Source organism: Pseudomonas sp. FME51 (assembly GCF_014897305.1).
Genome location: NZ_JABUYN010000009.1, coordinates 108,784 through 125,639, shown reverse-complemented (window position 1 = coordinate 125,639; position 16,856 = coordinate 108,784). Strand labels below are relative to the sequence as shown.

Annotated in this window: 19 protein-coding genes; 11 read left to right on the top strand and 8 right to left on the bottom strand. The window is 61.5% G+C overall.

Annotated features, from left to right (window positions below):
* Position 1 precedes the first annotated feature (1 nt).
* The 5 genes from INT39_RS16185 to INT39_RS16165 are packed head-to-tail and all read right to left on the bottom strand — an operon-like array spanning position 2 to position 6,505.
* Positions 2–814 carry an energy transducer TonB gene (locus INT39_RS16185; RefSeq protein ID WP_193075029.1) on the bottom strand — a complete coding sequence of 271 codons (813 nt, stop codon included), beginning with the start codon at positions 812–814 and terminating at the stop codon, positions 2–4.
* Between the two features lie 3 nt (positions 815–817).
* The gene (tolR, locus tag INT39_RS16180; RefSeq protein ID WP_193075028.1) at positions 818–1,258 is read right to left on the bottom strand and encodes a protein TolR; all 441 of its coding nucleotides are present in this window, start codon (positions 1,256–1,258) and stop codon (positions 818–820) included.
* 3 nt (positions 1,259–1,261) lie between these two features.
* Positions 1,262–1,945 carry a protein TolQ gene (gene tolQ, locus INT39_RS16175; RefSeq protein WP_193075027.1) on the bottom strand — a complete coding sequence of 228 codons (684 nt, stop codon included), beginning with the start codon at positions 1,943–1,945 and terminating at the stop codon, positions 1,262–1,264.
* Positions 1,946–1,958: 13 nt separating this feature from the next.
* Entirely contained in the window at positions 1,959–3,923 is a 1,965-nt protein-coding gene (locus INT39_RS16170; protein ID WP_193075026.1) for a phytase, read from the bottom strand.
* 56 nt (positions 3,924–3,979) lie between these two features.
* Positions 3,980–6,505 carry a TonB-dependent receptor gene (locus INT39_RS16165; protein WP_193075025.1) on the bottom strand — a complete coding sequence of 842 codons (2,526 nt, stop codon included), beginning with the start codon at positions 6,503–6,505 and terminating at the stop codon, positions 3,980–3,982.
* A 324-nt stretch (positions 6,506–6,829) separates the two neighbouring features.
* Between INT39_RS16165 and INT39_RS16160 the strand changes: the two genes are divergently transcribed.
* From INT39_RS16160 to INT39_RS16140, 5 genes are all read left to right on the top strand, one after another.
* Positions 6,830–7,747, top strand: coding sequence for a GGDEF domain-containing protein (locus INT39_RS16160; RefSeq protein ID WP_193075024.1), 918 nt, complete (start codon positions 6,830–6,832; stop codon positions 7,745–7,747).
* Complete coding sequence (locus tag INT39_RS16155) at positions 7,740–8,786, top strand: AraC family transcriptional regulator (RefSeq protein WP_226944834.1); 1,047 nt, start codon at positions 7,740–7,742, stop codon at positions 8,784–8,786. The genes INT39_RS16160 and INT39_RS16155 overlap by 8 nt, the downstream gene beginning before the upstream one ends.
* 121 nt (positions 8,787–8,907) lie before the next feature.
* Positions 8,908–9,096 carry a hypothetical protein gene (locus INT39_RS16150; protein ID WP_193075023.1) on the top strand — a complete coding sequence of 63 codons (189 nt, stop codon included), beginning with the start codon at positions 8,908–8,910 and terminating at the stop codon, positions 9,094–9,096.
* Between the two features lie 14 nt (positions 9,097–9,110).
* Entirely contained in the window at positions 9,111–9,248 is a 138-nt protein-coding gene (locus INT39_RS16145) for a hypothetical protein (protein WP_193075022.1), read from the top strand.
* 353 nt (positions 9,249–9,601) lie between these two features.
* The gene (locus tag INT39_RS16140; protein WP_193075021.1) at positions 9,602–10,417 is read left to right on the top strand and encodes a TlpA disulfide reductase family protein; all 816 of its coding nucleotides are present in this window, start codon (positions 9,602–9,604) and stop codon (positions 10,415–10,417) included.
* A gap of 12 nt (positions 10,418–10,429) precedes the next feature.
* Here INT39_RS16140 and mtgA read toward each other — a convergent pair whose 3' ends face one another.
* Positions 10,430–11,182 carry a monofunctional biosynthetic peptidoglycan transglycosylase gene (mtgA, locus tag INT39_RS16135; protein ID WP_226944833.1) on the bottom strand — a complete coding sequence of 251 codons (753 nt, stop codon included), beginning with the start codon at positions 11,180–11,182 and terminating at the stop codon, positions 10,430–10,432.
* An 80-nt stretch (positions 11,183–11,262) separates the two neighbouring features.
* Between mtgA and INT39_RS16130 the strand changes: the two genes are divergently transcribed.
* From INT39_RS16130 to INT39_RS16110, 5 genes are all read left to right on the top strand, one after another.
* Positions 11,263–11,634 carry a DUF423 domain-containing protein gene (locus tag INT39_RS16130; protein ID WP_193075019.1) on the top strand — a complete coding sequence of 124 codons (372 nt, stop codon included), beginning with the start codon at positions 11,263–11,265 and terminating at the stop codon, positions 11,632–11,634.
* 88 nt (positions 11,635–11,722) lie between these two features.
* The gene (gene thiS / locus INT39_RS16125; RefSeq protein WP_193075018.1) at positions 11,723–11,923 is read left to right on the top strand and encodes a sulfur carrier protein ThiS; all 201 of its coding nucleotides are present in this window, start codon (positions 11,723–11,725) and stop codon (positions 11,921–11,923) included.
* 30 nt (positions 11,924–11,953) lie between these two features.
* Positions 11,954–12,754, top strand: coding sequence for a thiazole synthase (locus INT39_RS16120; protein WP_193075017.1), 801 nt, complete (start codon positions 11,954–11,956; stop codon positions 12,752–12,754).
* 1 nt (position 12,755) lies between these two features.
* The gene (gene trmB, locus INT39_RS16115) at positions 12,756–13,481 is read left to right on the top strand and encodes a tRNA (guanosine(46)-N7)-methyltransferase TrmB (RefSeq protein WP_193075016.1); all 726 of its coding nucleotides are present in this window, start codon (positions 12,756–12,758) and stop codon (positions 13,479–13,481) included.
* Positions 13,482–13,734: 253 nt separating this feature from the next.
* Positions 13,735–14,595: a crotonase/enoyl-CoA hydratase family protein gene (locus INT39_RS16110; protein WP_193075015.1), complete on the top strand. Its 861-nt coding sequence runs from the start codon at positions 13,735–13,737 to the stop codon at positions 14,593–14,595.
* On the opposite strand, the gene INT39_RS16105 is transcribed toward INT39_RS16110, so the two are convergent.
* Positions 14,596–15,027, bottom strand: coding sequence for an acyl-CoA thioesterase (locus INT39_RS16105; RefSeq protein WP_193075014.1), 432 nt, complete (start codon positions 15,025–15,027; stop codon positions 14,596–14,598).
* 114 nt (positions 15,028–15,141) lie between these two features.
* On the bottom strand, positions 15,142–16,302 hold the full coding sequence (locus tag INT39_RS16100) for an iron-containing alcohol dehydrogenase (protein ID WP_193075013.1): 1,161 nt from the start codon (positions 16,300–16,302) through the stop codon (positions 15,142–15,144).
* 151 nt (positions 16,303–16,453) lie between these two features.
* On the opposite strand from INT39_RS16100, the gene INT39_RS16095 reads away from it, so the two are divergent.
* A complete protein-coding gene (locus tag INT39_RS16095; RefSeq protein ID WP_193075012.1) occupies positions 16,454–16,855 on the top strand; it encodes a hypothetical protein in 402 nt (133 codons plus the stop codon).
* The last annotated feature ends 1 nt before the right edge of the window (position 16,856 follow it).

Genomic DNA, 16,856 nt, shown 5'->3' with positions numbered 1-16,856 from the left:
GTTATTGAATGCGGTAGCGGAAGGTGTTGCGCACATCTGATACGGCGACACGCTGGCCATTGACCGTCCGCGGTTGGTAGCGGAAGGACTTGGCGGCGGCCACAGACGGGCGGATGAACGACGGATCGTCACAAGCCCCTTCGACCACCTGTGGATCGCTGACTCGGCCTTCCTGGGTAACCGTGTAGCTCACCGTACAGTCGCCTTCCAGTCCGCGATCCAGGGCACGTCTCGGGTAGGCCGGTGGTTCCTTGCTGATCGGCTGATATTGGGCAATGGCGGCGGCTTCGGCGGCGCGGCGTGCCGCCGAAGCGTCGGCCAGCGCTTGGGCTTCGGCCTCGGCGGCCAGCCGTTGCTGTTCTTCGAGGGCGCGTTGTTCGGCCAATTCACGTTGCTGCTGTTCGTGATGAGCGCGTTCTTCCTGCTGTTGTCTTTCCTGTTTCTGCTGGCGGCGCTGCTCGGCCAGGCGTTGCTGTTCCAGGCGCTCGCGTTCCTGTTGTTCTTCTATTCGTTTGCGGGCGATCTCGGACTGATCCACCTGCGGCTCCACCGGTGTTGGCGGCTCGGCTTCCACTACCGGCTCGGGCAGCGGTTCAGGTTCAGGCGCGGGTGGCTCCGGTGCCGGGCTGGGAAGGGTGACCAGCTGCATGACCATCACCGACGGCGGTGCGCTGGCTGGCGGCTCGGGTGACCAACTGCTGTAGAGCATCCAGATGGCCCCACCGTGCAACAGCAGGGTGATTGCGGCAGGCAGCAACCAGCTGTCGGCGCGGCGGGCCCGGCGTGGCGTGGTGTTCGGGATCAACGCTTTCATGCTTCAGGGGGCCTCGGTAATCAGGCTCAATCGGGTGATGCCGCCCTGTTGCAGAGCGGCCATGCCTTCGATCACCGCGCCGTAATCGGCGTGGCGATCAGCCCGGATGAATACCTGGGTGTCGGGTCTGGCGGCGACCAGGGCGCTGATACGCTGGCGCATCTCTTCCAGCGAGTCGGCGCTGTCGGTGTACTCCTCGGTATTCACCGTGTCGCTTTCGTTCCAGTGATAGTGACCACCATCATCTATCGACAGGGTGACAATATTGAGTGGATCGTCATTGGCCAGGGTTTCGCTGGCGACCTTGGGCAGTTCGATCTGCACGCCCTGGGTGAGCATCGGCGCGGTGACCATGAAGATCACCAGCAGCACCAGCATCACATCGATATAGGGCACCACGTTCATTTCCGCGTTGGGCCGGAGCTTTCTACGGGCGGGGCGCATGGCTCAATTCCCCTTACGGTTGTGCAGGCGTCGGTGCAGGATGGTCGAGAGCTCCTCGGCGAAGGTGTAGTAGCGGTTGATCAACCCCTCACTGCGCGCGGCAAAGCGGTTGTAGGCGATCACCGCGGGAATGGCTGCGAACAGGCCGATGGCGGTGGCGATCAGTGCCTCGGCGATGCCGGGGGCGACCGCTGCCAGGGTCGCCTGCTCGGTCTGCGACAGGCCGATAAAGGAGTTCATGATGCCCCACACGGTGCCGAACAGCCCTATATAGGGGCTGACCGAACCGACTGTGGCGAGGAACGGCAAGTGCTTTTCCAGCCGCTCCTCTTCCCGGGAAATGGCCACACGCATGGCGCGCTGCACGCCTTCCATCACTGCTTCCGGCTCGCTGTCCTGGCCCTGCATGTGGGTGAACTCGTGGTAACCGGCGTGGAAGATCCCTTCGACGCCAAGGCTGTCGGGTTGCTGCTGTTGGTACAGCTGCGCGAGGTCGGTGTCCTTCGACCGGAAATTCTTCTGGAAGCGTGTCAGCGAACGCTTGGCCGAGCCCATCAGGCTGCTGCGCTGAATGATCAGGAACCAGGAGATCAGCGAGGCAAGCACCAGAACCAGCATGACCAGTTGCACCAGCAGGCTGGCTTCGGCAATCAGCGTCCAGGGTGACATGTTGTGGGTGGTTTCCATGGGTATCTATTCCTCAATCCAGTTGCAGTGCGTCGGCAATGGCTTGCCAGGGCACGTATTTGTAGTTCTGGTTACCTTCGGGCATACGCTTGCGACCGTCCTGCACCATCAGCATGCCGGCGCTCCAGGGGCCGCCGAGGTTGGCTGAAGTAACCTCCAGACCGTCTGTTTCCGATACCCCGTCGATGCCCAGCTCGCTGTTCAGGCCGACGCGGAAGCTGCCGCGCAGGGCGAAGGGCGGCTCGGCGTCGGTTACCACGTAGCTGTCGTTGCCCTGGCTGGAGATCACCAGATAGGGATGTTCCGGATGTTGGTAGATGGCCAAGCCCTCGATATCGGCCTCGATCGGGTCGTCGACGCTGATCACCCGGGTCATTTCGGTGGAAGCATCTTCGCCAGCATCCAGCGCCCAGACCGCTTCGCCTTCTTCACCGATAAACAGGCGCTGGCGCTGGTCATCCACTACGCAGCCCTCGGGCTGGCTGGTGACGGAGAATTCACGCACCAGCTCGCCGCGTGCTTCGCCGCTGTGGCCATCCAGCCGGTATTGCAGGAAGCGGCCGTCCTTGTCGTTGGCGATGGCATAGATGCGGCCATCTGCGGCCTGGCCCATGCACAAGCCGTAGATTTCCTCCAGCGGTGTGGCGATCTGGCCCAGATCGCGCAGGCCACCTGAGACCGGGTCGATGCCAAACAGATGCAGACTGTTGTGATCCCGGTTGCTGGCCACGGCCAGATCGAGCTGTTGCTCGCCGAGCTGGAAACCATGGCGTACATCGACGTTGTTCAGGCGCCCGATTTGCAGGTACTGCAACTGCTGACCCTGCAGGTCGTAAACAGCCAGACCGTTACGCTTGTCGGTGCCCAGCACGCGGGACTGGGCAGGGTTGGTGGGGTGCAGCCAGATGGCCGGATCGTCGGCGGCATCACCGACACTGGGTACCGGCTCGGTCTGCACCAGCGGTGATAGCACCGGCAGTGGCTCGCTGTGGGTCAGCTTCGTTTCGGGCCAGTCGATGCGGCTCTGGTACAGCCGGCCGTCGTCACCATCCAATATCAGCAGTTCGATCTGGCCGTCGGCTGTACGCGCCGCCAGCCGCTCAGGCTCGACGGTGCCTTCCAACGCCAGCGGTGCAAGCGGGTTCCAACCATCCGCTGTCACACGGTAGCTGTGCAGTTGGCGGGCGTCGGCATCCAGCGCGAGCAGGCCGCCCGGTACCGCAGCCAGACCGGCGACCAACTCCTGCAGACCGCCGAAGGGTTCGAGCATGTCCACCGGCTGGCGGTCCAGCTCCGCTTCGGGATGGGCGCCGTAGGCCCAGATGCCGACGCTTTCTTCGTTGACGTACAGCAGATGCTGCTGCTCATCCACCGCGCAATGCTCGGCTTCCGGCGGAAGACCCAGGCTGCGCACATGGGCGGGTTGATCCAGCAACTGACGGGCAGAACCGACCAGCCACTGATCGCCCTTGCCTTCCTCACCGATGATGAACAGGTGCAAGTTGCTGGCATCATCGCGGTACAGGCACAGATTCTCGATGCGGTAGTCGCTGCTCGGCAGCACCAGTTTGCGGCGTACGGTCAGGTTGTCGCTGTCGGTTTGCAGCAGGGTCGGTTGCTGCAGGGCGGTTTCGGTGGTGGCGATCAGAAGTTGCTCATCCAGTACCCGGGCATCCAGGGTGCTGAAGCTGCCGGGGTGTTGGGTCAGTCTCTGGCCACTGTCATCAAGCAGCCAGAGGCCATCGGCGTCGGCTGCCAGGCGCTGGCCGTTGTCCAGCAGCAGCCAGGATTCGGCGCCCTGGGCGTGGACCGGCGACCAGGCTTGCAGGGCTGCGTTTTGCACCTTGCGGTCGAGGTGCGCGCTTGGCTGATCGGCTGCCAGGACCGTATTGTTATCGGCAGCGCCGCCGGAGCAGGCGCTGAGCAGACCGGACAGGGCCAGTGCGGCCAGTGGGGTCAGGCGAAATCGGGGTTGCATGAATAGTCCTTGTAGCTGAGGCAAGAAGGGGCGCGGCGGGCTGCCGCGCCGGTCGGTCAGAAGTGAGTCAGGGTCAGGCCGATCTTGTAGCTGGGGCCGTATTCCTCGTACTGGGCGTTATAGCGGCGACTGCCGGTGTAGACGTAATAGGACTCATCGGTGAGGTTCTGCGCCTCGAAGAACAGCTGCAGGTTGTCGCGCAGGAAGTAGCTGGCGCTGAAGTCGACGAACAGCTGGTCATCCACCGTGTAGTCATAGCGCGAGTCCAGCACATTGCCGACCTCGTCCAGATAGTCGGATTTATAGTTGGCCGACAGGCGCATACTCAGGCTGTCGTTTTCCCAGCCGACCGTCAGGTTGCCGGTGACGTCCGACTGCCCCGGCAGGCTGATACTGCGGCTGCGCATGGCGCCCAGGTCCGGGTCGAACTGTTCGATGTCGGCATCGGAGTGGGTGAAGGTCGTGTTGGCATTCAGCAGCAAGCCGTTCCACGGGGCGGGCAGCCAGCTGAACTTCTGTGAATAGGCCAGCTCCAGGCCATAGACCTCGGCGCTGTCGCCGTTGACCGATGTGATGGCTTCGCTGAAACCGGCATAGTCACCGGTGCCGGCGATATCCGCGGTATAGACGAAGTTGTCGATATCCTTGTAGAACAGGAACGCCGACACGGCACCGGCACGGCCCATGTAATGCTCGATGCCGAGGTCGAAGTTGGCGGATTCCAGCGGATTGAGGTCCGGGTTGCCGAATTCGGCTTCGTCATCATCCATCATGAAGCCGGGGAACAGCTGGCCGAAGGTCGGGCGTACCACGCTGTTGGTCCAGGCGGCGCGAATCTGGGTCTTGTCGTTGAGCTGGTAGATGGCATGCAGGCCCGGCAGCCAGTGGTCATACTTGTTGCTGGTGTTATTGGCGACAAACTCACCATTGTCCAGACCGGTGCCGCTGGCCTTCAGCTTGGTGCTTTCATAGCGGATACCGGCGATGATGCGCAGGTCGTCAATATCCAGGGTGTTCATCAGGTAGGCGGCGTTGATGTCTTCCTCGATGGTGAAGTCATTGATGCGCGACTCCTCTTCGTTGTAAAAGCCGTCCCTACCCAGCCCGCTGATCAGACTTTTCACCGCACTGTCGGAGATTTCCGGGCCAAAACGGCCCAGGCCGTAATCGGTGGTGCCGCGGGTGAAACCGGACAGGTTCAGCTGAGCATCGCTGAAACCCAGCTCATCGAAGTCTTCATAGGTCCAGATATCCAGGTCGTTGTCTTTTTCTCGGCGGCTCACCTTGCCGCCGAAGGCCAGCTGCGAGGGCATGCCGCTCAGGTAGAAATCGCGCGTCAGGTCGAGCTTGATGTTCTTTTCGGTGTCGGTGGTCTTCTGCTTCTCCCATTCCACTTCGGTCAGGCTGAAGTTGTTGGGGTCATGCATATCCTGACCGCTGCGCAAGCGGGGTTTGCGGGTACCGTTGTAGCCGATATTGCTGAAGTCATCGTTTCCCTCGAAGGCGGCATTACCGATACCGCCGGGGCTGTCTTCGCCGGCCTTGCTGTAGCCGGCCTGGGCGCTGATGCCCCAGTCGCCGATCTGGCGCTTGCCACCGAATACGAAGCTCTTGACCTCCTGGGTCTCCTCGCGGGCTTTGAGCTCGCGAGTGACTTCCGCATCGCCCAGCTCACCGGACAATTGCGGATCGGCGAACTCGGTGACCAGAGCCTGACGCACCTCGTCGTCCTTGTAGCGGCTGTAGAGAGTGCGCAGCCAGACTTCGCTGTGCTCATCCGGGCGGTAGTCGAAGTTCAGGCCGAGACCGGTGCGCTCGCGGGTGATGTCGTAGCGACGCTGCTCAACTTCCTCCAGCCGGTTGCCATCATCGAAGTCCCAGGCACCGCCGGTTTCCACGTTGTCCGAACCGAACTCGCGCTCCTGCCAGCTCAGGGCAGCGGCGACGCCGAAGTTGTCTACGCCATCACCGATGCTGAAACGGTTGCTGAAGGCGCCGGAGATTTTCGGGCTGTTCTTGCTGGTGTTATCGTCATGGCTGCCCTCGGCGCTGAGGCTATAGAACAGGCCGTCATGGTCGAAGGCCGACAGGCTTTCCACCTCGATGGTGCCGCCCAGGGAGTTGGCGTCCATGTCCGGCGTCAGGGTCTTGACCACCGACAGCGACTGGATCAGTTCGCTGGGCAATACGTCCATGGCTACCGCGCGGCGGTCGTCCTCCGGCGCGGGTACCAGGGTGCCGTTGATGGTTACGCTGTTCAGGTCAGAGCCCAGCCCGCGCACCCGGACAAAACGGCCTTCACCCTGGTCGCGCTCGACCGACAGGCCGGGAATGCGCTGCAGCGCCTCGGCGGCGTTGTCATCGGGCAACTGACCGATGGCGTCGGCATGCACCACGCTCTTGACGGTATTGGCGCGGCGCTGATCATCCAGTGCCTGCTCCAGTTGGGCGGCCTGGCCGATCACATCAACCACTTCCGGTTGCTGCGCCTGCGCAGCCAGCGGCGCGCTTACGGCGATAGCCAGCGCCAGAGCGCTGAGGCGAAACCCGGTGCGCCGGGCGGTAGCGAGTTGCACAGTCATTGTTCTTCCCCTGAAATGTGCGGCCGTTGGCGGGGCCGTTGTGGGGTTGAACGTTAGGCAGGGCAGATGTCAGTTATGTGACGATGTGGTGGGTAAAGGTCGCCAAAAGGCTGGATAAGGGATGTAAGTTGTCGGTTCTGAGCTGATTTGACTCCGTGCCGGGCAGGGCGTCCGATCGTGCGCCGCCCCGCCATGGGGGTTGGCGCCCCCAGTCTGGCTGTTGATCCGGCAATCCGGTCGTTGCCCTGAGCTGATATGACTCCCCGGCTGCCACCGGATTGTCACACTCAGCTGCTTAGCTGACCGGCAATCAGGAGAATTGCCATGACATCCATGCTTGCCCCCCATCGCATCAAGCTCACCCTGTTGCTGGTTGCCGCCAACACCGGCGTGCTGCTGCACCTGCTCGCCGGTGAGATCAAACCGGTGGCCGCCTGGGATTGGCTGGATATCGCCGGGGAAGGGGGGTCGGCGATACTGCTGCTGACCTGGTTGGGGTTATTGCTCAAGAGTCGGCCTGCCGGTTACGTGACCAATCTGCTGTTCATGGGGATGGCCTGTCTGTTCTTCAGTCTGTTCATGGACAGTGTTGACGAGTTCGTGGCATTACCCGATGCCGTGACCTGGGACGGCTGGCTGGAATCCGGGCCCATGCCGATTGGCTTTATCCTGATGACTTTGGGGATCTACCATTGGCATCAGGAGCAGTTGGCGATCAACGAGCAGATGCGCAACCGTGAGCGGGTGTTCCGTGAGCACCGTCAGTTCGACAAGCTGACCCCGCTGGGCGATGCCAAGTACCTGCGATCGCAGCTACAGATGGCATTGACGGAAGCGGCAGCGGCGAGGCAGCCGATTTCGCTGATCATGCTGGATATGGACGCCTTCTCCCGGGTAAATCGCGAGTATGGGCAGGCCGAGGGCGACCGGCTGTTGCAGGTTCTGACTCAATTGATGCTGCTCAACCTGCGCCCGCATGACCTGCTGTGTCGGCTGGCGGGTGATCGTTTTGTGGTGATCCTGCCGCACACCGGTGAACGCCAGGCGCAGGTACTGGCCGAAGAACTGGAACAGGCGGTGCGCAGTCTTGCCTACAAGAGCCATCGTCAGGGCGAGCGCCTGGAGCTATCGGCCAGCGTGGTCGCGTTGATGGCCCGTGACGAGGACACGGAAACCCTGTTGCAGCGGCTGAACATCACCCTGGGCCGGGCCAAGCAGAGCCTGACGGTGCGCTATGGATAGGATCGAACGGAGCAGCCACTGGCTGGAGTGCGATACGCGCTTCATTCCGGCGCACTACCAACCCGCCAGCCTGATTGACCTGGCGTTGGGTCGGGGCGTGAATGGGCACCGGCTGCTGCAGGGCACAGGGCTGTTCCACGAAGATATTCTCACCGGTAATCGCGTGATCAGCCCGCAGCAGTTTCTGCGCCTGATCAGCAATCTGCAGCAGCAACTCCCGGCCGATGACAGCAGCTTCCTGATCGGCCAGCAGTGGTTGCCCGGGCATTATGGCGCCGCCAGTCATGCCCTGCGGCATGCCGCCAACCTGCTGGAAGCGCTGGAGCGGCTGGTGCGTCTGCAGCCGCTGCTCTGGCCATTGCTGCGGTTGCGGCTGCGGATAGATGAGCAATATGTCTGGCTGGAGTGGGGCGACAGCTTTGGCGCTGAGGCGCAGGGCATCTTTCTTATCGAGGCGAGCATGGCTGCGGTGACCGGCATGAGCCAGTGGCTGTCCGGGCAGCGGTTGCCATGGATATTCCATCTCGCCTGCAAACAGCCGCGCTATATCGAGCAGTATTGGGTGCATCTGGGCGAGGAACTGCGCTTTGGTTGCCCATTGAATCAGATGTGTCTGCCGCACAGCTTCCTGCATCAGTCCTGGGCCAATGCCTCGGTCACTGCTGGCCAGGTCGCAGAGCAGGAAGGGTTGGCCATGCTGGATGCCCTGCCAGCCGAACGCAGTCTGCTGGATGGCCTGCATGACTATCTGGTAGAGCACGTCCGTCAGCCGCTGCGCCTGGAAGGGGTAGCCGAGGCCTTCGGCATGAGCCCGGCCACACTCAAGCGCAAATTGCACAAACACGGCACGGGTTTTCAGCAGCAACTTGATCGGGCTCGCGCCAGTGTAGCGATGGATCTCTATCAGAGTCGTGGTTACGCCAGTGACGAGGTAGCGGAATACCTCAACTTCAATGACAGAGCCAACTTCCGGCGTTCCCTGCGCCGCTGGACGGGGTTGCTTCCCAGTGAGCTACGCGACTGGTTGGCCCAGCATTAGCGCTTGCCTACGACGGCCTACCCAGCCCTTGCCGCTTTAACAGACTTGCTTTAACTAAAAACGTATATACAATGTATATTCACTTCTGAGTTGAAATTCATTTTTTTGAGCGAGTGCACACATGTCAGATAAGCCCAGAAAAGTGAAGCCCAACAAGAAGGACAGTCAGCTGCTGATTCGTATCAGTACTGAAGAGCGCGAGCAGTTCGTGCAGTTATGCGAACAGTTGGATACCACCGCCGCTCGCGAAATTCGGCAGTTCATTCGCAAGTTCATCAAGAAGCATGAACCCAGTGAACCGCCCCAATAGAAAGGAAATATAAAATGTCCAAGAAAGCTAAAGTAACCGCCGAGAAGAACGTCAAATCCATCAAGCAGAAGATCAAGGCGCGCGAAGCCAAGGTCGAGAAGCACGAGAAGAAAATCAAGGCGCTGAAAAAAGCTGCCAAGAAAGCCGCTTAAAGATCAGCACGGGCCGCCAGCTCTGGCGGCCTCGCCGTTTCAGCTCATCTGTTATCCAGCCGGTTCAGGCTATCCTGCGCAGCACTCGTCCGCGCCATGTACTTCCCCCTTTGTGTTCAAACAATGTGTTCAGACACTCCAGCCGGTGACCTTGCCGGGCATCATTCGCAAAACCGCCTCAAGATGTGTCGCGTTGATGATGGGTATCTGCGTGCCCGCTCAAATTAACGGGCGCAACCGTCCCATCGGCAAGAAAGGAATCATTACGGAACAATTTTTGCTGGTGGGGAGAGGTTGGTAAGCGTTGTGGCTGGTTTATCCTAGCGCCGGGAATAGAACCAGGGAGATCCTTGATGAATATATTTGTACCCATAGGGCCGCTTTCCATTCCGCTCAACGCACTGCTGGTGCTGATTGCGGTGTGTCTGGCGCTGTGGATAGCAGGACGGGAAGCCAAGCGTGTCGGCGTGAAGGCGGAAACGCAGGTCTGGCTGGCGTTGCTGGCAGGGCTGGTGGCAGCTCGATTGGGGTTCGTTTTGAGTTACGCCGATGCGTATCTGGCCGAGCCAATGAGCCTGCTCGATATCCGCGATGGCGGTTGGAACCCCTGGTGGGGGCTGGCGGCGATCTGGGGTTACACATTGTGGGTCGCGTACCGACGCCCGGCGATCACCAGGCCGGTCGTCAAGGGCATGTCGACGGTCAGCCTGGGGTTGTTGCTGGTGGTGGCTTTGGCGACGTTACCGACCGGTGCCAACCGGCCGCTGCCGGCCCTGCCGGTGACTTCGCTCGATGGCGAGGCGGCCTCCCTGCCGAGCTTCGCAGGCAAGCCGACAGTGATCAATCTCTGGGCCAGCTGGTGCGGCCCCTGTCGCCGGGAGATGCCCATGTTTCAGCAGATGCAGGAGCAGAACCCGGACATGCATTTTGTATTTCTCAACCAGGGTGAAGATGCCGTCACGGTTCAGCATTTCCTGCAGCGTGATCGCCTGGAGCTGAGCAATGTGCTGCTGGATCGCGGTGTGGAAATGGGCCACATGTTGGGTCAGCGGGGCCTACCGGTAACGTTGTTTTTTGATGCTGACGGACTCATGCAGGATATCCGCCTCGGGGAGCTGTCCCGTGGCAGTCTGGCTCAACGGCTGGATGCGCTGACGGTGAACGACTGACAGGTGCGTCTGTTATTTGTTCAGTTGCTGCTGCCAGTGCGTCAGGGTCAGCCATTGCGGCCAGTCGCGTCCGGCTTCCATCTGTCGCAGATAGTGTGCGCCGCCTAACTGCCGGGACTGTTGCCGGATCCATCGACTGCGCTGCAAAGCATGGGCCGTTGGACTGGCAGCGCTCCAGCGGCGCGGATTGGGCAATACGGCAGCCAGCTGAGCGGCTTGCTGGTCGGATAAGACGCCAGCGGCTACGCCAAAGTGGTGTTCGGCCGCGGCGGAGACACCGAACACGCCCTCATCCCATTCGACGATATTCAGATACACCTCAAGAATCCGTTGCTTGGGCCAGAGCGTCTCGATGGCCAGAGTGAACCAGACTTCCAGCCCCTTGCGCAGCCAGCTGCGGTCGGACCAAAGAAACAGGTTCTTGGCAACCTGCTGGCTCAGGGTGCTCGCACCCCGCAGATTGCCGCCCCGCTGGTTATGCTGGAGGGCGGCCTGTATGGCTTTGAGGTCGAGACCATGATGCTCGGCGAAACGCTGGTCTTCGGCGGCGATCACCGCCATCTTGATGTTGTCGGGTATCTGCCGGTAAGGCAGCCAGCGCTTCTGAAAATCCAGCTGCCGATCATCACTGCGGGTTTCGACCCAGCGCTCGGCCATCAGCATCGAACCGGGCACCGGCACCCAGCGAAACAGGATGACCGGTAGCAGGCTGAGCACCAGTAATATCAGCAGCCATTTGGCGGTTTTGCGCAGAATCGTCTTCAATGGGGTCGGCTCGTCTGCCAGCAAAAAGGGTGGTGTAGAATGTGCCGCAGTATAAACCCATCGAGACGGAGACTTCATTGATGACCAAGCTTCTGTTGCTGCTGGCATCGTTCAGCGGCTTCACCGGTGTGGCGCTGGGCGCCTTCGCCGCCCACGCTCTGCGCAGCCGGTTGCCGGAGAAGATGCTGGGTGTGTTTCAGACCGGAGTGCAGTACCAGCTCTGGCACACCGCAGCGCTGATCGGGGTGGCACTGCTGCTGTTGCGCTGGCCTGAAAGTGCGCTGTTCAAGGCCTCAGGGGCGCTGTTCGTGGTTGGTATTCTGCTGTTCTCCGGCAGCCTGTATCTGATGACCCTCGGCGGCCTGCGCCTGGGCATGGTCACGCCCATCGGTGGGGTGTGTTTTCTCGCGGCCTGGGTGTGTTTCGGAGTGGGGGTCTGGCGTTCGCTGTGACGCGCTGCCAAGACGCCCAACAATAGGCAGGCAAGCTCCTTTCACGCTATCATGACCGGCCTGATTCCTGACTTCATCGAGTTGTTTCATGCAGATCAAATTGAATGGCGAAGCCCATCCTCTCGATTCCTCCATCAGCCTGGCCGACCTGGTCGAGCACCTGGGATTGACCGGCAAGCGACTGGCCGTCGAGCTGAATCTGGAGATTGTGCCGCGTAGTCAGTATGCCGACACACGTCTGAACGACGGTGATCGGGTCGAAATCGTCCACGCCATTGGCGGCGGCTAGAACACCTCTCTGGTTGCCGCGGAGAAACCTATGACAGATATGCAGCAAGATGCGCTGGAAATTGCCGGTGTTCGTTACCGTTCCCGTCTTTTAGTTGGGACCGGGAAGTACAAGGACATGGACGAAACGCGCCAGGCAATCGAAGCCTCCGGCGCGGAGATCGTCACCGTAGCCATCCGCCGTACCAATATCGGCCAGAATCCCGGCGAGCCCAATCTGCTCGACGTGGTCCCACCGGACCGTTATACCATTCTGCCCAACACCGCCGGCTGCTTCACCGCAGAGGATGCGGTGCGCACCTGCCGTCTGGCGCGTGAGCTGCTGGACGGCCGCAATCTGGTCAAACTGGAAGTGCTGGCCGACCAGAAAACCCTGTTCCCCAACGTGGTGGAAACCATCAAGGCCGCCGAAGTGCTGGTCAAGGATGGCTTCGATGTCATGGTTTACACCAGCGACGACCCGATCATTGCCCGCCAGCTGGCCGAAATCGGCTGCGTGGCAGTGATGCCGCTGGCCGGCCTGATCGGTTCCGGTCTGGGCATCTGCAACCCCTACAACCTGCGCATCATCCTCGAAGAAGCCACCGTGCCGGTGCTGGTCGATGCCGGTGTGGGTACCGCGTCGGACGCGACCATCGCCATGGAGCTGGGCTGTGCCGGCGTGTTGATGAATACCGCTATCGCCGGGGCGCAGAAGCCGGTATTGATGGCCGAGGCGATGAAGCATGCTGTGCTCGCTGGTCGTGGTGCTTACCTGGCGGGGCGCATGCCACGCCGGCTGTATGCCGCTGCTTCCTCGCCTCTGGAAGGAACCTTTGTCGGAAATGAGTGAGATGAACGAGAGCCAGGACCCGGTGGAGCAGATCCCGGACGGCGAAAGTCAGCCGCGCCGTACCATCCGCAGTTTCGTGATGCGTGCCGGGCGCATGACCGAAGGCCAGCAACGTGGCGTGGAGAAGGGCTGGCCGCAGTTTGGTCTGAGCCTGGCTGATGGCGCGCTGGATCTGGATGCGGTATTTGGCCGTCAGGCGCCACGTACCCTGGAGATCGGCTTCGGCATGGGGCATTCCCTGCTGGAAATGGCCCAGGCTGCGCCGGAGCAGGACTTTATCGGTATCGAAGTGCACCGTCCCGGTGTCGGCGCGCTGCTCAATGGCGCACTCAATGCCGGTGTGCAGAACCTGCGGGTGTACGACTGCGATGCCATCGAAGTGCTGAACCAGGCGATTCCCGATGGCAGCCTCGACCGCCTGTTGCTGTTCTTTCCTGACCCCTGGCACAAGAAGAAGCACAACAAGCGGCGCATCGTGCAGCCGGCGTTTGCCGAAGTGGTGCGGCGTAAGCTGAAGATCGGCGGCGTGCTGCATATGGCTACCGACTGGGAGCATTATGCCGAGCAGATGCTTGAAGTCATGAGCGTAGCGCCCGGTTACCGTAACCAGGCAGCCGATGGCACCTTCGTCCCCCGTCCGGATGAGCGCCCGATCACCAAGTTCGAGAAGCGCGGTGAGCGTCTTGGACATGGGGTCTGGGATCTGAAGTTCGAGCGGGTGGACTAGCCTGTGATGTAACAGCGGGCGGTATCTGGTGGGAGCGGTCTTGGCCGCGAAGGTTTCCGGCAGCCATTCGCGGGCAAGGCCGCTCCCACTCAGCACCACATGACTCTGCGCCTGCCCGCCACTCAGATCGCTCCCGCACGCCGATCTGTGTCGCCTATGACCTCCCATAGCGATTACCAAGAGTAATGGTCCGATCGGGCCCTGCTACCTACACTGGCTTCCATCCAGAACAACACTCTGCAGCGGAGCCACCATGCAATTTGAAACCCTCGATTATCAGGTACAGGACGGTATTCTCACCCTGACCCTCAACCGCCCCGAGCGGATGAACGCCTTCAATGGCCCAATGCGTCGCGAATTGATCGCGGCTTTTGATGCAGCGGATGCCGATGATGCCGTGCGGGTGATCATTGTCACTGGTGCGGGGCGTGCCTTCTGCGCCGGCGCCGATCTGGAGAAGGGCGGCGATACCTTCAACCGGCATACGCGTAGCGATCAGCCCGAGGGCGCCGATCTGCGCGATGGCGGCGGTACTGTGTCCCTGCGCATCTACGAATGCACCAAGCCGGTGATCGGCGCCTTCAATGGTGCAGCGGTGGGCGTGGGCGTGACCATGACCCTGCCGATGGATATCCGCATGGCCTCGACCAACGCCAAGTTCGGTTTCGTGTTTGCCCGCCGAGGTATCACCATGGAGGCCTGCTCCAGCTGGTTCCTGCCGCGTCTGGTCGGTCCTATGCAAGCCATGGAGTGGGCTTTTACCGGCCGTGTGTTCGGTGCCGAGGAAGCGCTCAAGGGTGGCTTGATCCGTAGCATCCACGAACCGGATGAGTTGCTGCCGGCGGCCTACGAGCTGGCCCGGGAGATCGCGGATAATACTTCGCCCATGTCGGCGCTGCTCAACCGGCAGCTGATGTGGCGGATGCTTGGCGCTGACCACCCGATGGAAGCGCACAAGGTCGATTCCCGGGCGATTGCCTTTATGGGCGAATCCGAGGATGCGAAGGAAGGTGTGCGTTCCTTCCTGGAAAAGCGTGCCCCCGAGTTCAAGCTCAGCACCAGCCAGGACCGTCCTGATTTCTTCCCTTGGTGGGAAGAGCGTCCCTTCAAGTGATCAACTGAGCAGCAATCGCTCCAGCGCCGCGCGTGGCCCCGATGGTATCGGACAGGCGCGGTTGCTGGTGCGCTCGACGAACACATGGACAAAACGCCCAGCGGCGCAGGCGTCGGTCTCCCCGGCCTTGAACAGCGCCAGTTCGTAATGCACCGAACTGTTACCCAGCTTCACTACCCGCACGCCGATCTCGATCGGCTCGGGAAAGGCCACCGGCGCGAAGTAATCGCAGCCGGAGCTGACCACAAAGGCCACCTGTTCCCCGTCATGGATATCCAGCCCGCCCTCATTGATCAGCCAGCTGTTCACCGCGCTGTCGAAGAAGGCGTAATAGGTGACGTTGTTGATATGGCCGTAGATATCGTTGTCGTGCCAGCGGGTGGTGATCGGGTGCAGGTAGGGGTAGTCGGTGCGTTGGGGTTTGGTGGTCATGCAATAGCTCTCGGGGTCATCGCGTATTATTCCCTAGGCCCGCCGTGCGGGCCGTCGCGGCGACGGCCTGCGAAGCAGGCCCTCCTTATCTTATAAATAGCCAGTCAATAGCACTCAATACGCCTGCCGATAGATCGCCAGTGCATCCGCTTCTGTCACTTCCCGCGGATTATTGACCAGCAGTCGCTGTTGCAGCATCGCCTCGCTGGCCAGCAGTTCCAGGCTGCTTTCCGGCACGCCGGCATCGCGCAGGCGACTGGGCAGGTTGCAGCGGGGGCTGAGCTGGGACAAGGCGGTGATCAGCTGATCGGTCAGGCTGGCGTCGTCGCCGGGATTGCAGTCTGGCACCAGCAGCGGCGCCAGCTCTGCATACAGGGACTCGGCTGCCGGTGCGTTGAAAGCAATCACGCTGGGCAGTACCAGCGCATTGGATAGCCCATGGGGAATATGAAAATGCCCGCCCAGTGGGTAGGCCAGCGCATGCACCGCCGCCACCGGCGCATTGGCGAAGGCTTGTCCGGCGAGCAGTGAGCCGAGCAGCATGGCCTGGCGTGCTTCGCGGTTGCTGCCGTTGTGCACCGCCTCGTCCAGGTTCCCGGCCAACAGGCGCAGTGCCTCGCGAGCAAGCATGTCGGACAGCGGATTCTTTTTCAGCTTGCTGGTGTAAGCCTCAATGGCATGCACCATGGCGTCGATGCCGGTGGCTGCGGTGACCGCTGGTGGCAGTCCGAGGGTTAATTCGGCATCCAGCACCGCCAGATCGGGTAGCAGCAAAGGCGAGACCACGCCGGTCTTGGTGGTGGCGCCGGTAGTGATGATGGCGATCTGGGTGACTTCGGAGCCGGTGCCGGCGGTGGTTGGCACCTGAATAAGGGGCAGGCGCTGGCCGCGGGCATTATCCACACCGTAGATGTCGGCCAGGCTTTGCTGGCTGTGCGGATGGGCGAGCAGCGCCACCAGCTTGGCGACGTCCATCGAACTGCCGCCACCAAAGCCAATGACCAATTGAGCATTCATCTCCCGTGCCTGACGAATGGCGGCCAGCACTACCTCCTCTGGCGGATCGGCCACGACCTGATCGAATACCTCGATACTCATGCCGGTATCAGCGAACCCCGGCAGTACATCACCGAGCAGACCCAGCTGAGTAATACCGGGGTCAGTGACAATCAACACCCGCTGCGCGTCCCGCTCCCGGCATAGTTGCGCAAGGCGGCTGGCAGCACCCGTCTCGCAGAGAATGCGGGCGGTCGTGGCGAAGCTGAAAGATGGCATGGACACCTCATGGTCGCAGATGGCAGAAGGATGAGCATTCACTGTAGGGCGACGAGTGCCGAGCGGCAAGCGTAGGCGGGAAGGTCGGATGTTGTGAATGACTGGATATGAACAGCGTGGACGATGCTGTCTTAGAGTATGGGAACGCTTGGTGTCCCGGTTTTATGCCGAGCAGGCTGTTGGTTCGGACGCCGGAGCGTCCACGGCGCGGTTCCCACGCTGGAGCATGGGAACCATCGGAAACTCCGCGCTTGCCTGCTACCGCCGAGCTGGCAAGGCGGCACAACCCCTGATCGTTCCCGCGCTCCAGCGTGGGAATGCCTGCTGGGACGCTCTGCGTCCCGGTTTAGCCGTAGTGCGGCTGTTGGTTCGGACGCCGGAGCGTCCACGGCGCGGTTCCCACGCGGAGCATGGGAACCATCGGAAACTCCGCGCTTGCCTGCTACCGCCGAGCTGGCAAGGCGGCACAATCCCTGATCGTTCCCGCGCTCCAGCGTGGGAATGCCTGCTGGGACGCTCTGCGTCCCGGTTTAGCCGTTACGCAGGCCGCTGAT

What these genes read in the sequence shown, in the direction of transcription:
- INT39_RS16165 (WP_193075025.1), bottom strand. Translation starts at nt 6,505, where the DNA reads ATGACTGTGCAACTCGCTACCGCCCGGCGCACCGGGTTTCGCCTCAGC.
- INT39_RS16155 (WP_226944834.1), top strand. Translation starts at nt 7,740, where the DNA reads ATGGATAGGATCGAACGGAGCAGCCACTGGCTGGAGTGCGATACGCGC.
- INT39_RS16105 (WP_193075014.1), bottom strand. Translation starts at nt 15,027, where the DNA reads ATGACCACCAAACCCCAACGCACCGACTACCCCTACCTGCACCCGATC.
- INT39_RS16145 (WP_193075022.1), top strand. Translation starts at nt 9,111, where the DNA reads ATGTCCAAGAAAGCTAAAGTAACCGCCGAGAAGAACGTCAAATCCATC.
- INT39_RS16170 (WP_193075026.1), bottom strand. Translation starts at nt 3,923, where the DNA reads ATGCAACCCCGATTTCGCCTGACCCCACTGGCCGCACTGGCCCTGTCC.
- INT39_RS16140 (WP_193075021.1), top strand. Translation starts at nt 9,602, where the DNA reads ATGAATATATTTGTACCCATAGGGCCGCTTTCCATTCCGCTCAACGCA.
- tolQ (WP_193075027.1), bottom strand. Translation starts at nt 1,945, where the DNA reads ATGGAAACCACCCACAACATGTCACCCTGGACGCTGATTGCCGAAGCC.
- INT39_RS16100 (WP_193075013.1), bottom strand. Translation starts at nt 16,302, where the DNA reads ATGCCATCTTTCAGCTTCGCCACGACCGCCCGCATTCTCTGCGAGACG.
- trmB (WP_193075016.1), top strand. Translation starts at nt 12,756, where the DNA reads ATGAACGAGAGCCAGGACCCGGTGGAGCAGATCCCGGACGGCGAAAGT.
- INT39_RS16110 (WP_193075015.1), top strand. Translation starts at nt 13,735, where the DNA reads ATGCAATTTGAAACCCTCGATTATCAGGTACAGGACGGTATTCTCACC.
- INT39_RS16120 (WP_193075017.1), top strand. Translation starts at nt 11,954, where the DNA reads ATGACAGATATGCAGCAAGATGCGCTGGAAATTGCCGGTGTTCGTTAC.
- INT39_RS16150 (WP_193075023.1), top strand. Translation starts at nt 8,908, where the DNA reads ATGTCAGATAAGCCCAGAAAAGTGAAGCCCAACAAGAAGGACAGTCAG.
- thiS (WP_193075018.1), top strand. Translation starts at nt 11,723, where the DNA reads ATGCAGATCAAATTGAATGGCGAAGCCCATCCTCTCGATTCCTCCATC.
- INT39_RS16160 (WP_193075024.1), top strand. Translation starts at nt 6,830, where the DNA reads ATGACATCCATGCTTGCCCCCCATCGCATCAAGCTCACCCTGTTGCTG.
- INT39_RS16185 (WP_193075029.1), bottom strand. Translation starts at nt 814, where the DNA reads ATGAAAGCGTTGATCCCGAACACCACGCCACGCCGGGCCCGCCGCGCC.
- tolR (WP_193075028.1), bottom strand. Translation starts at nt 1,258, where the DNA reads ATGCGCCCCGCCCGTAGAAAGCTCCGGCCCAACGCGGAAATGAACGTG.
- INT39_RS16130 (WP_193075019.1), top strand. Translation starts at nt 11,263, where the DNA reads ATGACCAAGCTTCTGTTGCTGCTGGCATCGTTCAGCGGCTTCACCGGT.